The organism is Leifsonia sp. KNZ12-8B (assembly GCF_056755495.1).
In genome coordinates, this window is the sequence record NZ_JBPGXM010000100.1 from 1 (window position 1) to 14711 (window position 14711).

Consider the following 14711-nt stretch of genomic DNA (forward strand, 5'->3'; position numbering starts at 1 on the left):
CGACCGACCAGGGCCCCGCCGGCCCGACCGCCCCGGCCGCCCCGGTCATCCCGGCCCAGGGAGGCGCACCCGCGACTCCCGCCCGGCCGACCCTCACCGCCGGCGACACCGCCGACACGACCTCCGAGCTCGCCAGCACGGGCTCCGACCTGCCGCTCCCCGCGGTTGTGTCGCTGCCGCTGGCTCTCGTGCTGCTGGGACTCACCGCGATTCGGGTCGCGCGCCGGCAGCGCCGGGTGGGCTGCCGCCCCCCGCCTGGGGGTGTGGGTCAGCGCCCCACCGGCGCGGGGCCGTCTCCCAACCCTATCGGAGACGGCCCCTCCTCATGCGCCATCCCCCTCGCCACTGCTTCCGAAAGGACACCTCATGTTCCGCGCCACGCTGCGCAGCCTCCGTGCGCTGGTCGCGCCCCTCCGCGCCCGCACTCCCCGTCCGGCTGGTCACCGCGCCCGCCGTCAGGCCGACGCCGAGCACGCCATCGCGGCCGTGCAGGCCGAGCTGCTCCTGGGGCCCGTGCGATGAGCGGCCGCCGGCCGGGCAGGCACGTCAAGCCGCGCTGGGAGCCGTTGCGCCGCCGCGCCGCGATCACGTTCGCGAGCGCTGCGCTGGCCGCCTCCCTCTTCCTCGGACCATCGCCACGGCCGGTCGCCTAGGCTCGACCCGATGGACGACGAGCAGCAGACCCATGCCGCGCCCGGCGCCGGCATCCCCGGCATCGATGTCCCCGACCGGCGGGGCCGCACCGGCCTCGATCGCGTGGGCCGCGACCTCGACCGCAATCCACGCGTGCGCGTGCGCGACGTGCGCGTGCTCGCCTCCAACTGGTACGTCACGCGCACGACCGCGTTCGACTACCAGCGCGCCGACGGGACCTGGGAGGTGCACGAGCGCGAGACCTACGACCGCGGCGACGGCGCGTGCCTCTTCCTCTACGAGTCGGAGGCGCGCACCGTGCTGCTGGTGCGGCAGTTCCGCTACGCCGCCTACGTCAACGGGCATCCCGACGGCATGCTGATCGAGCTTCCGGCCGGCCTGCTCGACGAGGACGCTCCCGAGGAGGCGATCCGCCGCGAGGTGCAGGAGGAGGTCGGGCTCGCGGTCGGCGCCGTCGAGCCGGTCTTCGAGGTGTTCATGAGCCCGGGCTCGGTCACCGAGCGCCTCCACTTCTTCGCCGCGCCCTACCGCCGCGGCGACGTCGTGCACGGCAGCCGGGCGGGGCTCGCGGACGAGGGCGAGGACGTCGAGGTGCTCGAACTCCCCTTCGCCGACGCCCTCGCCCGCATCGGGGCCGACATCGTCGACGCCAAGACGATCATGATGCTCCAGTGGGCGGCGCTCTCGGGTCCGTTCGCGCCGGGGAGCGCCGGCTAGAACAGCGTGTAGCCGCCGTCGATCGTCACGATCGACCCGGTCATGAAGCTGGAGGCGCCCGACAGCAGGAACACCGCCGCCGGCCCCAGCTCGGCCGGCAGGCCGTAGCGCTTGAGCGCGGCCGGGGCGACGCAGTCGGCGTAGTACTCGGGCCGGTCGACCGGCGACTGCTCGGTGAGGAAGTAGCCGGGCGCGATCGCGTTGACGCGGATGCCGCGGTCGGCCCACTCCGCCGCCAGCGCCTTGGTGAGCTGGTGCACCGCCGCCTTCGAGGCGAGGTACGGCGCCTGCCAGCGCGGGCGGTTCACGATCTCGGCCGACATCGAGCCGACGTTGAGGATGGTCGCGTCGGCCGCCGGAGAAGGCGGATCGGCGGGCAGCCGCCGCGCGAACTCCAGCGAGCAGTTCCAGACGCCGTCCACGTTGGTCCCCATGACCGTGCGGTAGATCTCGGGAGTGGTCTCCAGCGCCGTGGCGCCGATCGACACGCCCGCGTTGTTGATCAGGCCGGTGACGGGCCCGAACGCGTCCGCGGCCTCGGCGAAGGCGCGCGCCACGTCCTCCCGGTCCGTCACCTCGAGCGCGTCGCCGCGGACGCGCAGGCCGCGCGCCCGCAGCTCCGCGGCCGCGGCCTCCGCCTCCTCACGCGAACGGCCGGTGATCGTCACCGCCGCACCGGCGTCGGCTACGGCCTCGGCCATCGCCCGGCCGAGCCCGCGACGGCCGCCCGTCACCAGGACGTGCCGGCCGTCGAGGCGGAAGGCGTCGATCGTGCTCATGGCGGGCTCCTCGGGGTCGTCGTGGGTCCATCCTCCCAGGCGCCGGTCCCGGGCCCCGGCCTAGGCGGTGTACCGCGTCCGCCCCGCCACGATCGTCTCGACGACCCGGGCGGTCAGCAGGGAGGCGGGACCGCGCTCGAACACGTCGGCGTCGAGCACGACCAGGTCGGCCGCCTGCCCGGGGGCGATGCGGCCGCGCCACGCGCCGTCGCCCACCGAGGCGGCCGCGTCGCGGGTGGCGTGCGCGATGGCGTTCTCCAGCGGCACGGCGTGCTGCGGCTGCACCGCCCCGATGGCCGGCTTCAGGGCCGACGCCCTGGTCGAGGCCACGTACATGTTCGCCAGCGCGTGGTGCGGCGCCGTCGGCGAGTCGGTCGAGAACGCCAGCAGGGCTCCCGCGTCCTCGTACTCCGGCCACGGGAAGGCGCGCTCGACCCGGTCGTCGCCGAGCATCTGCACCCAGTTCTCGAAGATCGCCGGGTCGGAGTGGACCGGCTGCATCGACGCAATCACGCCCAGCCGCGCCATCCGCTCCGCGGTCCCGGGGGCCGCGTACTCGAGGTGCTCGATGCGGTGGCGGCGCGGGCGGTCGCCGTTGACGGCCACCGCGTGCTCGATCGCATCGAGGGCGATCTCGCTGGCGTAGTCGCCGATCGCGTGCTGCGCGATCTGCAGCCCGGCCGCGTCTGCGGCGGCGACCACCGGGTTCAGCCGGTCGGGCGGCCAGATCGGGTCCGCGGTCGTCCCGTTCGCGTACGGCTGCCGCATCGCCGCGGTGCAGGCGTCGATGACGCCGTCGAGGATGAGCTTGATGCCGACCACCCGCAGCCACGGCGTGGCCGGCGCCGCGGCCAGCTCGGCGGCCCGCTGCACCTGGGCGAGGTTGGCCGCGTCGTCCCCGGTGTTCGTGACGAGCCAGTGCGCCGCCACGCGGATCGGCAGCTCGCCTCCGCGCCGCTCCTGGGCGCGCTGCAGGGCCGCGAGCCCGAACTCGTCCAGCGCCATGTCGACCGCGCCGGTGACGCCGGTCGCGAGGTAGGCGGCGAGCGCCCGCTCCACCTCGGCGTCGCGGTCGTCGTCGGTGGTGGCGGCGTCGCGCTGCGCCCAGGCGTACTGGGTCGCCGCGGTCTCCAGCAGCAGCCCGGTCGGCTCGCCGTCGGTGTCGCGCACGATCTCGCCGCCGATCGGGTCGGGGGTGTCGCGGGTGATGCCGAGCTCGGCCAGCGCGGCGGCGTTCACCCAGCAGGAGTGGTAGTCGTTGGCATCCAGGTACACCGGGATGTCGGACACGGCGGCGTCGATCATGGCGGCGGTCGGCATCCCGCCGGGGATCACGTCGAACAGCCAGCCCCGGCCGCGCAGGGCCGTGGCGGCGGGCTCGGCCGCGCGGGCCTCCCGCAGCATCCTCTGGACGTCCTCGAGGTCGCGCGCCTCGGTCAGGTACACCTGGGCGAGCGCGGCACCCATCATGAGCAGGTGCGTGTGCGCGTCGGTGAAGCCGGGCAGCACGAGTCGTCCGCCGAGGTCGACGACGCGGTCGGCGGCCGGCGCGTCGGCCGGCTCCCCGATCCACGCGATGGTGTCCCCGGTCACGGCGATGGCCCCGGCCCACGCCGCGGCCGGGTCGGTGGAGGCGGTGAAGACGCGGCCGCCGCGGTACAGCGTGGTGGTGGGCGTCGTGGTGGTGGTCATGGTGGGGTCGGTCACTTCCGTCCCTCCTCTCCGAGCCGGGTGCGGGCGAGCAGCGCGTACGCGGCGCCGGCGACCAGCATCCCGACCGGCACCGACAGGTCGATGTGCCCGGTGAGCTGCGCGATCGGGCCGGCCCAGACGTCCGTCGCGAGGCAGAGGGCCGTGGCGAGGCCGCCGAGCAGCAGGGCGACGATGCCCGGGATGCTCCAGCCGCCGGTGTACCAGTAGCGGCCGCCGCGGCCGGTGTCGAACAGGTCGGCGCCGTCGTACACGTACCGCCGCCGGATCACGTCGACCGCGTAGATCGCCATCGCCGGTCCCGACACGATGACGAGGAACTGCAGGAGGAGGTTGGCCGCCTCCAGCAGGCTCGACGACAGCACCAGGTAGATCGTGAGCGCGGTGCCGACGACCCCCACGATGATGGCCGCCGGGATGCGGCGCAGCCGGAAGCCGATCGCCTGCAGCGCCATGCTCGACGTGTAGGTCGTCATGGCGTTGAGCGCGATGGTGTTGACGATGACGCCGATCACGAGCAGCGGCCCGACCCAGGCGGGGAGCAGGTCGAACAGCGCCACGTCGATGCCCGCGTCGAAGGCGCTCGCCTTCAGCCCGGTGGCCATCAGCACGCCGACCCCGGTGAACACGACGAAGGGCAGTGCACCGCCGAACGCCGTGGCGGCCGCGATGTGCGACGGCCGCGTCGACCGCGGCAGGTAGCGCGCGATGTCCGGGCTGTTGATGAACGACAGCGGTGTGGAGGCCAGGATCGTGAACCCGATCGAGATGGCCGACCACAGCGCTCCCCCGCTGAGCGGCTCGGCCGGATGGTACGACCAGTCGACGGTCGGCAGGATGAACGCCGACACGAGCACGAAGATGACGAACAGCACGATCGCCATCGCGGGGTAGATCCGCAGGATCAGACCGTGCCCGAAGATCGCGACGAGGATGGTCACCGCCGAGACGACGATCGTCACGCCGATCGGCACCCACACCGGGTCGGAGAGCCCGATCCGGCGCAGCAGGTCGGCACCCATGAAGGACGAGGCCAGCCAGGTCAGCGACAGGAACACGGCGCCGATGAACCAGCCGACGAACGCGACGAAGAGCTTGTTGCCGACGATGCCGTACATGGCGCGCGTGACGACCGATCCGGAGGTGCCGGCCGCCGGTCCGCTCGCCGCGATCACGCCGGGGAAGACCCAGAGCAGCGCGGCGGCGAGGATCACCGCGATGGCCTGCCACACCTCCAGCCCGAGCAGGATGAGCGTCGCGCCGATCGTGAAGTTGAGGATGCTGACGCCCGGCGCCGCCCACACGAAGAAGAGGTCGCGGGCGCGGCCGTGGCGCTCTGCGTCGCCGATGACCTCGATGCCGCGGGTCTCTGGCTGGGTGGAGGCGTCGACGAACCGCTCGCCGGCCTCCGTGCCTGTCGGTGCCTGGGACATGGGATTCCTCTCCTGACGCAGCTCCATCGCTGTTGGTCATGCGCCCAATACGCTTGTTGGTCGCCTATTCAATAGCATGGGTGTCATGCAGTCAAGAGCGACCGCTCCCCGCATTCGCAAACCGGCACAGGAGCGCCGGGAGGAGATCCTCGCGACGGCGGCCGCCATCGCGCTCGACGAGGGGCTCGAGCGCATCACGCTGCGGGCCGTGGCGACCCGCCTCGGCGTGCGGCCGGGGCTGATCTCGCACTACTTCCCGGCCGCGGAGGACCTCGTCGAGGAGGCGTTCGTGCGCGCGGCGACGATCGAGCGCGAGCGCTTCTTCCCCGCCGAGGGGCCGCCGCTGACGCGCATGCGGCACTTCCTCCACCACATCGAGACGCGGGCGTCGCTCCCGCTGGCCCGGCTGTGGCTGAACGCCCGGCACCTCTCCCGGTTCACCCCCTCGCTGGAGGAGACCCTGCAGGAGCAGGACGCGCTCGACCGCGCCCGCCTCCGCGCGCTCATCCAGGACGGCATCGCGACCGGCGACTTCGCCGAGGTGGATGCGGAGGCGGCGGCCATCCGCATCCTGATCGCCGTCGACGGCGGCGGCTCCTACGTCAACAGCACAGCGGACCTGAGCAACCCTGCCCAGGTGCACTTCGTCTCGGACGTGGCCGAGTGGACGCTGGGGCTGGAGCAGGGCGCGCTGCGCACCCCTCCCGTCACCAGCCGTGCGCGTTGAACCACGCGCGGCGGTCGGCGAGCTCGGCTTCCGACTCGTCCTGGTCGCTCGTGTCGTGGCCGACGAGCCGCCCCTCGGCGTCCAGCGGGACGAACCGCAGGCACCGCTCGCACAGCGCCCTCCCGCCCGGGTAGCCGTCGGGGAGGGTCGCGGCGGGCGTTCCGGGGCTGCCGGAGCCGGGGCAGTGCAGCGGGTCGGCTCCGGTGTCGTTCCACAGCAGGGCGCCGTTGCGGTGCAGGCCGGGGTGCCCCTCCTGCTTGGTGCAGCGGCGCCCGGCGTTGCGGCTGGGGCAGTAGCGGATCACATCGGACGACGCTACCCGCGTGCTCCGCTCAGCCGGCTGCGCCGCGCCTCCACCGCGCGCCGGACGAACTCGGCCCGGTCGATGGACGGGCGGAAGCCCAGGAGGTCGCGGGCGCGGGCGTTCGACGTGGTGTAGCTCGGCGCGCTCACCGGCAGCGTCACCTCGACCGTGCCGAGGCCGGCGGCCTCCGCCAGCTCGCGCGCGAAGACGCCGAGATCGGTCGGCTCGTCGGGCCCCAGGCCGATCACCTCGTGTCCGGTGGTGCCGGCCTCGAGTGCGAGCACCACGCCGGCCGCGAGGTCCGGCGTCGCCAGGATGCCCATCTGCACCGGCGCGCCGTCCGCCCGGGAGGCCACCAGCAGCGTCTCGTCGTCGCCCGCGAACGGCTCCAGCGCGGCGACGACCTCGGTGTTGCCGGCCGTGCGCTCGCGCTCGATGCGCCGGCTCGCGAAGAACCGCGGCCCCGAGAAGAACGAGTCGGGGTCGAGGATCTCGGCCGGGTCCTGCGTGTGCGAGAAGCGCAGCACGACCGTGTCCCAGCCGTTGCCGCGGCCGGCGAAGGCGACGAGCTCCTCCGCCAGCACCTTGCTCTCGCCGTACCAGGTGGTCGGCAGGCGCGGGTGGTCCTCGTCGAGCGGCTGGTAGACGGGCGCGTTCTCCGGATAGACCTCGCCGGTGGAGGCGAGCACGAAACGGCGGACCGACGGGCCGAGCGCGCGGATCAGGCGCATGGTCGCGGTGACGTTGGCGTGGAACAGCTTCTCGGCGTCCGCCGGGTTCCACGACATGTACGCGCCCAGGTGCGCGACCGCCTCCACCCCGGCCAGGCGCGGGTCCTCCGCCGGGAGGTCGGCCAGGTCGCCGACGAGGTAGTCGGCGCCGGCGACCGGCTCGCGCGGGGCGACCAGGTCGAGGCCGAGGACGCGGTGGCCGCGCTCGACGAGCTGGGCGGTGACGGCACGGCCGACGCGGCCGGAGGCGCCGGTGACGGCGATGTGCATGCGGATGCTCCTAGGGTGACGGGGTGGAGGTCGGGCCGGGCGCGCCTGGTCAGACTTCGAGCGGCTTGCGGAAGGTCTCGCGCGCCCGCAGGACCGTGATGAGGGTGATCAGCGCGGCCGCCATGATGTAGAAGGCCGGGGCGAAGGTGTTGCCCGTGGAGGCGATCAGGAAGGTCGCGAAGTACGGGGTGATGCCACCGAAGATCGCGACGGAGAAGTTGTACGCGATCGCCATGCTGCCGTAGCGGATGTTGGTCGGGAACAGCTCCGCCATCGCCGCGCTCGACGCGCCGTCGAAGGCCGCCATGAAGATGCCGAGGAGGACCATCGCGACGGTCGCGGCCAGGAAGTTGCCAGCGCTCATCAGCATGAGGGTCGGGTAGGTCAGCACGAGGAAGCCGGCGCAGCCCGCGATCATCACCGGCTTGCGGCCGATCTTGTCGCTCAGCAGGCCCATGAACGGCACCAGGATCGCGATGGCGAGGAGGCCGATGACGGTGACCCCGTAGCTCATCGGCTGCGTGTAGTGCAGATCCGTCTGCAGGTACGACGGCATGAACGTCTGCAGCGTCCAGTGCCCGACCGCCTTGATGACGACGAAGCCGACGCAGAAGAGCAGGGCGCGCCACGAGGTGCGGAGGGAGGTGCGCAGCGGCGAGGCGCTGACATCCCCCTTCGCCTGGACGGCACGGAACTCCGGGGTGTCTTCGAGCTTGCGGCGGAGGTACAGGCCGGCGAGGCCCAGCGGGAGCGCGAGGAGGAACAGCAGACGCCATCCCCAGCTGTTCAGCGCCTCGGTGCCGAGGGTGGAGGTGAAGATGAGCACGAGCCCCGCGCCCACCACGAAGGCGGCGAAGCCGAAGACGTCGACGAAGCTGGAGACGAAGCCGCGCCGGTTGGAGGGGGCGTACTCGGCGAGCAGGGTGGTCGCGCCGGAGCTCTCGCCGCCGGCCGCGAAGCCCTGCACCAGGCGCACGATCACGAGCAGCAGCGGCGCCCACAGCCCGACCATGTCGTACGTGGGCAGCAGTCCCATGACGACGGTCGCGCCGGAGGTGACCAGGATCACGGTGGCCAGCGTCGTCCGGCGGCCGATGCGGTCGCCGAGCGACCCCCAGAACAGGCCGCCGAGCGGGCGCATGACGAAGCCGGCGCCGAAGACGGCGAAGGCCGAGAGCAGGGCCGCCTGCGCGTTGCCCTGCTGGAAGAAGTTGAGGCTGATGACGGTCGCCAGCGTGCCGTAGAGGCCGAAGTCGAACCATTCGACGAAGTGACCGGCGCCCGCCGCCATGATCACCTTGCGCATGCGTTGCGCGCGGGCGGCGTCGTCGAGCGGGGTGGCGGCGGAGGCGGCAGCGGCGTCGGGGACCGTGTCGACGTTCTGGGGCTGGGTCATGGGGGCTCCTACATCATTGTCGGACGAGTGGCGTTCAATGTACCACCTCGCGGCACAGATTTACCACTCACTGATAACAATGTTCCGCTCCGTGGTACGGTCGAGCCATGCAACAGCGCACGAGCACCACGGACGTCGTCGTCATCGGGGGCGGGCTCGCCGGAGTGTCGGCGGCGGTCGCCGCGGCCCGGCTCGGCTCGTCCGTCGCCCTGGTCACCAACCGGCCCGTCCTGGGCGGCAACTCCTCCAGCGAGGTGCGCGTGTGGGTGGTCGGAGCGACGGCGCACGGCACGCAGCGCTTCTCGCGGGAGACCGGGATCATGGGCGAGCTCTTCGTCGAGAACCAGTACCGCAACGCCGAGGGCAACCCGCACTACTGGGACCAGGTCGTGCTCGACCTGGTCAGGGCGGAGCCTAACCTGCGCCTCCACCTCAACACGGACGTCCGCAGCGTGCGCATGGACGACGGCGGCACGACGATCCGGTCGGTGACCGGGTGGACGATGGGCAGCGAGCTGGAGACGACCTTCGAGGCGCCGGTCTTCCTCGACTGCACCGGCGACGGCCTCATCGGCCACCTCGCCGGGGCGGAGTACCGGATCGGCCGCGAGTCGCGCGCCGAGTACGGCGAGGAGTGGGCGCCGGAGGAGCCGGACGACGAGCTGCTCGGCAGCTCCCTCTTCTTCTACACGAAGGACGCGGGACGGCCGTCGCGCTTCGTCCCGCCGAGCATCGCGAAGGACATCGGGTCGACGCCCATCCTCGCCAACCGGATCATCCGCACCGGCGACAACGGCTGCGACTACTGGTGGATCGAGTGGGGCGGCGAGCTCGACACGGTCACCGAGAACGAGCGCATCCGCGACGAGCTGTGGGGCGTCGTCTTCGGCATCTGGGACCACATCAAGAACTCCGGCGCCTTCGACGCCGAGAACCTGACCCTGGAGTGGGTCGGCTCGCTGCCGGGCAAGCGGGAGTACCGCCGGTTCGTGGGCGACCACACCCTCACCCAGAACGACATCCTCGAGCAGCGCTCGTTCGACGACGCGGTCGCGTTCGGCGGCTGGTCGATCGACCTGCACCCGGTCGAGGGCGTCTACGCCGAGCGCGCGGGTGCGCAGCAGCGCTACAGCGCCGGCACGTACGACATCCCCTTCCGCTCCCTCTACTCGCGCAACGTGGACAACCTCCTGTTCGCCGGCCGCGACATCTCGGCCTCGCACGTGGCCTTCGGCTCGACGCGCGTCATGGCGACCTGCTCCACGCAGGGACAGGCCGCCGGCACCGCGGCCTCGCTCGTCGCGCGGCTCGGCGTGACCCCGCGGGCGCTCGGGAGCGACCACCTCGACCTCCTGCGGCGCACGCTGCACCGCGAGGACGCCCCGGTGGTGGGGCTGCGGGTCGCCGACCCGGACGACCTCGCGCCGGCGGCGCAGGTCTCGGCGACGAGCACGCTCGGCACGCTGGAGACGCTCTCCACCGCGACCGGCGAGCGGTACCCGCTGGAGCGGGATGTCGCGCTCGTGCTCCCGGTCGACCCCCGACTCGACGGCATCACGTTCGCGGTCGACGCCCCGCTCGGCACCGAGCTGGCCGTGGAGCTGTGGACCACCGGCAAGCCGCAGAACTACGCCCCGATCGAGCACGTCCTGTCCACCACGGCACCGGTGGTCGCGGACGGCGACGGCGCGGCGACGGCGACCGCCCGCTTCGACTGGGCGCCCGAGGCCGCGTGCAACGGCGTGGTCGTGGTCAGGGCGGCGGCCGGCGCGAGCCTCCTCCTCACCGTCGATCGGCCCTACGGCGTGCTGGCGCTCGAACGTCGCCTCGCCGCCGACGCCGCCTTCGACCACCACATCGCCGAGGAGCAGGACCAGCCGGTCACCGACTGGGTGGCGCGCAAGCTGCGCCGCCGCAGCTTCGCCTTCACGGCCTCCCCCGCCACCGCCGCCTATCGCCCGGAGCTCGTGGTCGACGGGTACCAGCGGCCGTTCGGCGGGCCGCACCTCTGGTCGTCGGCGGTCGTGGCCGATCCCGCGGCCCTGCGCGAAGCCCCCGAGAGCATCCGCCTGGAGTGGCCGGAGCCCGTGCGGCTCGGATCGGTCCGCATCGTCTTCAACGACGACGTGGACGAGGACCTCGTCAACCTGCACCACCACCGCACCGACTTCGAGGTCGTGCCCGAGCTCGTGACGGACTACCGGGTGGAGGCCAGGGTCGCCGGCGACTGGGTCACGGTCGCCGAGGTGACCGGCAACCGGCACCGCCACCGCATCCACGACCTCGATCCGGTCGAGGCGGACGCGCTGCGCCTCACCGCCCTGGCCACGGGAGGCGCCCGCGTCGTCACGGTCTCGGCGCTCAAGGCATACTCTGAACCGAGCGGTCGCACGCACCCCTGGAGCTGACCGCGCGCCGCACCGAGAGGAGACGCCCGTGCCTGCCGAGATCCAACAGGGCATCGGCCGCGCCGCCGCCGCGCTGAGCGCGATCGGCGCCGCCACCTCCGAGACGGTGCGCGCCTCCGACGTGGCCCGCGCCATCGGGCTCGGCGCCTCGACCACCGCACGCCTGCTGGCCTCCTTGGAGGAGCTGGGCTACGTGCGCCGCGACCCGGCGACCGGCTTCTACTCGATCGGGACCGCCATCCTCGAGCTGGCGAGCCACGGCCTGAACCAGAACCCCGTGCACCGGGAGGCGCGCGCGGCCGCGCAGGAGCTGGCCCAGCGGATCGGGCTCAGCGTCAATGTGGGCGTCCGCGACGGAGCGAGCGTCGTCTACCTCTGCCATTTCGAGGGCGCGCTCGCGCCCAAGTCGCACACGATGGTCGGGATGGGGCAGCCGCTGCACGCCTCGGCCCTGGGCAAGTGCCTCCTGCTCGACCTCACCGAGGCGGAGCGTCGGGAGCAGCTCGGCGACGACCTCCCCGCGTACACCGCCAACACGATCACCGACCACGCCGCGCTGACCGCCGAGCTGACCGCGGCGGCGGCGCGCGGCGTCTGCTTCGAGGAGCAGGAGCTGGCGCTGGGCCGGTCGGGGCTGGCCGCGCCCATCCGGGATGCGACGGGCGACGTCGTCGCGGCGATCTCGGTCTCCGGCCGGCTGTCGGTGATGCGCGAGCGCGACCGCGACACCATCATCGAGCAGCTCATCGAGACGGCCGACCGGATCAGCGTCGGCCTCGGTCTCATCACCGCGGTGCCGCACCCGGTCGCGGCCGCGCGCCGGTAGCCCTGCGCCGGGCCGGCGCGTTTCCCTGCCGTTCACCTGCCCTTCCCATGCCGGATCGGCGGCGTCACTAGCGTCCGGTCCATGCGACTTCACCTCACCCGAGCCGCGGGGGCCATCGCGGCCGCCGCCACCGCAGGCGCTCTCGCCATCGCGGTCCCCACCGCCGCGCAGGCCGCGGCGACACCGGACGTGCGGATCACCGAGTGGATGTACAACCCGGTGAACTCCTCCGGCGAGTTCTTCGAGCTCACCAACCTCGGCACGGCGCCGGTCAGCCTCGCCGGCTGGTCGTTCGACGATGACAGCCGCACGCCGGGGTCGGTCCCGCTCGACAGCCTCGGCACCCTGGCCGTCGGCGAGTCGGCGATCGTGACCGAGTCGGCGGACGCCGCCTTCCGCGCCGAGTGGGGGCTCGGCGGCGGGGTGAAGATCCTCGCCGGGAACACGGTCGGCCTCGGTCGCGCCGACGAGATCAACATCTTCGACGGGCCGGACCCGGTCGCGAACCTCGTGGACCGGCTGACCTTCAACGACCAGGCGACGGACACGACCAAGGGACCGCGCACGCAGGGCGTCTCCGGCATCCCGGCGACCGCGGCCGCGCTGGGCGCGAACGACGCGTCGCAGTGGCAGCTCTCGGTCGTCGGCGACGCGGAGTCGTCGCGCCTCTCGGTCCCGGCGGCGGGTGGGAGCGACATCGGGTCTCCCGGCACGAGCCGGTTCGCCCCGGCTGGCGGCACCCCCGACTGGTCGGCCGTGCGCATCAACGAGGTGTCGTCGGACAACGGCGCCACCCCGGTCGGCGACGCGGTGGAGCTGTACAACAGCGGCGACGCGGCCGTCGGCATCGACGGCTGGCTGCAGATCGACAGCGGAGCGGCCTCCGCTGCCACCCCCTTCGCGGCGAAGCTGCCAGACGGCACCGCCACGACGAGCATCCCGGCGCACGGCTTCGTCTACTTCTCGTCGACCAAGGGCCTCGGCAGCGGCGGCGACAGCGTGAAGGTGTACCTCCCGGACGGCGCGAACGGCACGGCGGGCACGCTGGTCGACGCGGTCGACTACACCGCCGGAGAGGCGGGCACGGACGAGGGCAACGGGTTCGGCGCCGGCGCGTACGCCCGCTGCGAGGACGGCAGCGGCGCCTTCGTGTCGGTCGCGGACAAGAGCTTCGGCGCGTCCAACGCCGACGCCTGCAATACCGTGCTCACCAACCCCGCCGACGGCGGCAACGGGCCGACCCTGAACTGCGAGCCGGAAGCGCCCTCCGGCACCGGGACGCTCCCGGCCGGTGCGCTCACCCCGGGCGCGTGGCCCGGCAGCGCCGACGTCGCGGTCGCCGACCAGCAGTGCGCCTGGAAGACCACGACCGGTCCCGAGGGCCGCGACGTCAGCGGCCTCGTCTTCGATCCGAAGGACCCGAACGTCCTCTACTCGGTCAAGAACAAGAGCTGGGTCTACCGGATGGTCAAGCAGGGCGACCTCTGGGTGCCTGACAGGGCCAACGGCTGGGGCGCCGGGAAGCAGATCTTCTTCCCGGGCAGCACCGACACGGCTACCAACCAGCCCGACTCCGAGGGCCTGACCATCGGCCCGGACGGCGCGCTCTACGTCACCACCGAGCGCAACAACGCCACGAACACCATCCCGCTGAACTCGATCCTCCGCATCGACCCCACCGCCCCGGGCACGCAGCTCGTCGCGACGGACCAGTGGAACCTGACGGCGGAGTTCCCCGAGCTGCACGCCGGGAACAAGACGGAGGCGAACCTCGGCTTCGAGGGCGTGACCTTCGTGCCGGACTCCTACCTCACCCGGTACGGGTTCGTCGACCAGTCGACGGGGAAGACCTACCGGCCGGCGGACTACCCGCTGCACGGAACCGGCCTCTACTTCGCCGCGCTGGAGAACGACGGCAAGCTGTACGCCTACGCGCTGAACAGCGACCGCAGCTTCCACCGCGTCGCGGTCGTGGACACCGGCATGGGCCACGTGATGGACGCGCAGTACGACGCGGCCACGCAGCGGATCTGGGCGCTCTGCGACAACACCTGCGGCGTCGTCTCCACCCTGCTGAAGGTGAGCACGACCGGCTCGATCGTGCCGGACGTCGCCTACGCGAAGCCGGCCGGCCTCCCCGCCGACAACATCGAGGGCTTCGCGCTCGCCCCCGCCTCGACCTGCGCCGCCGGAACGAGGGAGGCGGTGTGGTCGGACGACGGCAGCTCCGGCGCCGGCGCGGGCAGCCCGACCGAGGGCCACGCGCTCTACAGCGGCCGCATCGACTGCGACCTCGCCCTGGGCGACCAGGGCGTGCCGACGCCGTCGGCCCCGGAGGACCCGGCCGCGACGCTGACGCTCTCCGCGGGGTCCGGCGCGGTCGGCACGACCGTCACGGCCTCCGGCGCGGGCTTCGCGGCCGGCAGCCGGATCTCGTTCGTGTTCAACTCCACCCCGGTCGAGCTGGGGACGGCGACCGCCGCGGCCGACGGCTCGGTGCGCTTCGCCTTCGCCGTGCCCGCGGTTCCGGTCGGCGCGCACACCGTCACGGCGTCGGTGAACGGCACGGTCGTGGCCTCCGCCGCGTTCACGGTGACCGCGGCCGTCGCAGGGCCCGGACCGGTCGCCGGCGCCGGGTCGGGCGGCGGCGCCGCCCCCGCCCCCGCCCCCCCCCGCGCGGGCCGCGGGCCCGCCGCCCCCCGCGCCCGGGGCGGGGCCGCCCGGGGGGGGGGGGGGGGGGGGGGCGGGGGGCGGGG

The 14711-nt window shown here is 73.2% G+C and carries 13 protein-coding genes; 7 read left to right on the forward strand and 6 right to left on the reverse strand.

All coding sequences use genetic code 11. The features are described from left to right. Positions 1–366: 366 nt before the first annotated feature. Genes ACR9ZG_RS13805 through ACR9ZG_RS13815 form a run of 3 tightly spaced genes read left to right on the forward strand, consistent with a single transcriptional unit; the run spans position 367 to position 1371 of the window. A complete protein-coding gene (locus ACR9ZG_RS13805; protein ID WP_481285421.1) occupies positions 367–522 on the forward strand; it encodes a hypothetical protein in 156 nt (51 codons plus the stop codon). Continuing rightward, positions 519–653 (forward strand): hypothetical protein, encoded by a 135-nt coding sequence (locus ACR9ZG_RS13810; RefSeq protein ID WP_481285422.1) that lies wholly within the window; start codon positions 519–521, stop codon positions 651–653. The genes ACR9ZG_RS13805 and ACR9ZG_RS13810 overlap by 4 nt, the downstream gene beginning before the upstream one ends. Before the next feature lie 10 nt (positions 654–663). After that, on the forward strand, positions 664–1371 hold the full coding sequence (locus ACR9ZG_RS13815; RefSeq protein ID WP_481285423.1) for an NUDIX domain-containing protein: 708 nt from the start codon (positions 664–666) through the stop codon (positions 1369–1371). Here ACR9ZG_RS13815 and ACR9ZG_RS13820 read toward each other — a convergent pair. The 3 genes from ACR9ZG_RS13820 to ACR9ZG_RS13830 are packed head-to-tail and all read right to left on the reverse strand — an operon-like array spanning position 1368 to position 5293. Next, complete coding sequence (locus tag ACR9ZG_RS13820; RefSeq protein ID WP_481285424.1) at positions 1368–2150, reverse strand: SDR family NAD(P)-dependent oxidoreductase; 783 nt, start codon at positions 2148–2150, stop codon at positions 1368–1370. The two genes, ACR9ZG_RS13815 and ACR9ZG_RS13820, sit on opposite strands and share 4 nt — an antisense overlap. A gap of 60 nt (positions 2151–2210) precedes the next feature. After that, entirely contained in the window at positions 2211–3842 is a 1632-nt protein-coding gene (locus ACR9ZG_RS13825) for an amidohydrolase (RefSeq protein WP_481285433.1), read from the reverse strand. A gap of 11 nt (positions 3843–3853) precedes the next feature. Further along, positions 3854–5293 carry a purine-cytosine permease family protein gene (locus tag ACR9ZG_RS13830; RefSeq protein ID WP_481285425.1) on the reverse strand — a complete coding sequence of 480 codons (1440 nt, stop codon included), beginning with the start codon at positions 5291–5293 and terminating at the stop codon, positions 3854–3856. Positions 5294–5378: 85 nt separating this feature from the next. On the opposite strand from ACR9ZG_RS13830, the gene ACR9ZG_RS13835 reads away from it, so the two are divergent. Then, positions 5379–6020 (forward strand): TetR/AcrR family transcriptional regulator, encoded by a 642-nt coding sequence (locus ACR9ZG_RS13835; RefSeq protein ID WP_481285426.1) that lies wholly within the window; start codon positions 5379–5381, stop codon positions 6018–6020. Here the strand turns inward: ACR9ZG_RS13835 and ACR9ZG_RS13840 are convergent. Genes ACR9ZG_RS13840 through ACR9ZG_RS13850 form a run of 3 tightly spaced genes read right to left on the reverse strand, consistent with a single transcriptional unit; the run spans position 6001 to position 8721 of the window. Continuing rightward, positions 6001–6324 (reverse strand): hypothetical protein, encoded by a 324-nt coding sequence (locus tag ACR9ZG_RS13840; protein ID WP_481285427.1) that lies wholly within the window; start codon positions 6322–6324, stop codon positions 6001–6003. The two genes, ACR9ZG_RS13835 and ACR9ZG_RS13840, sit on opposite strands and share 20 nt — an antisense overlap. An 11-nt stretch (positions 6325–6335) precedes the next feature. Beyond that, complete coding sequence (locus ACR9ZG_RS13845; protein ID WP_481285428.1) at positions 6336–7325, reverse strand: NAD-dependent epimerase/dehydratase family protein; 990 nt, start codon at positions 7323–7325, stop codon at positions 6336–6338. 49 nt (positions 7326–7374) lie between these two features. Next, positions 7375–8721: an MFS transporter gene (locus ACR9ZG_RS13850; RefSeq protein ID WP_481285429.1), complete on the reverse strand. Its 1347-nt coding sequence runs from the start codon at positions 8719–8721 to the stop codon at positions 7375–7377. Between the two features lie 107 nt (positions 8722–8828). Between ACR9ZG_RS13850 and ACR9ZG_RS13855 the strand changes: the two genes are divergently transcribed. From ACR9ZG_RS13855 to ACR9ZG_RS13865, 3 genes are all read left to right on the forward strand, one after another. Continuing rightward, positions 8829–11129, forward strand: a complete 2301-nt coding sequence (locus tag ACR9ZG_RS13855; protein WP_481285430.1) for an FAD-dependent oxidoreductase — start codon at positions 8829–8831, stop codon at positions 11127–11129. Between the two features lie 28 nt (positions 11130–11157). Continuing rightward, the gene (locus ACR9ZG_RS13860) at positions 11158–11955 is read left to right on the forward strand and encodes an IclR family transcriptional regulator (protein WP_481285431.1); all 798 of its coding nucleotides are present in this window, start codon (positions 11158–11160) and stop codon (positions 11953–11955) included. A gap of 81 nt (positions 11956–12036) precedes the next feature. After that, positions 12037–14711 (forward strand): lamin tail domain-containing protein (locus tag ACR9ZG_RS13865; protein WP_481285432.1); only part of this gene is annotated, 2675 nt, incomplete at its 3' end.

What these genes read in the sequence shown, in the direction of transcription:
- ACR9ZG_RS13810 (WP_481285422.1), top strand. Translation starts at nt 519, where the DNA reads ATGAGCGGCCGCCGGCCGGGCAGGCACGTCAAGCCGCGCTGGGAGCCG.
- ACR9ZG_RS13835 (WP_481285426.1), top strand. Translation starts at nt 5,379, where the DNA reads ATGCAGTCAAGAGCGACCGCTCCCCGCATTCGCAAACCGGCACAGGAG.
- ACR9ZG_RS13825 (WP_481285433.1), bottom strand. Translation starts at nt 3,842, where the DNA reads ATGACCACCACCACGACGCCCACCACCACGCTGTACCGCGGCGGCCGC.
- ACR9ZG_RS13830 (WP_481285425.1), bottom strand. Translation starts at nt 5,293, where the DNA reads ATGTCCCAGGCACCGACAGGCACGGAGGCCGGCGAGCGGTTCGTCGAC.
- ACR9ZG_RS13820 (WP_481285424.1), bottom strand. Translation starts at nt 2,150, where the DNA reads ATGAGCACGATCGACGCCTTCCGCCTCGACGGCCGGCACGTCCTGGTG.
- ACR9ZG_RS13805 (WP_481285421.1), top strand. Translation starts at nt 367, where the DNA reads ATGTTCCGCGCCACGCTGCGCAGCCTCCGTGCGCTGGTCGCGCCCCTC.
- ACR9ZG_RS13815 (WP_481285423.1), top strand. Translation starts at nt 664, where the DNA reads ATGGACGACGAGCAGCAGACCCATGCCGCGCCCGGCGCCGGCATCCCC.
- ACR9ZG_RS13850 (WP_481285429.1), bottom strand. Translation starts at nt 8,721, where the DNA reads ATGACCCAGCCCCAGAACGTCGACACGGTCCCCGACGCCGCTGCCGCC.
- ACR9ZG_RS13855 (WP_481285430.1), top strand. Translation starts at nt 8,829, where the DNA reads ATGCAACAGCGCACGAGCACCACGGACGTCGTCGTCATCGGGGGCGGG.
- ACR9ZG_RS13845 (WP_481285428.1), bottom strand. Translation starts at nt 7,325, where the DNA reads ATGCACATCGCCGTCACCGGCGCCTCCGGCCGCGTCGGCCGTGCCGTC.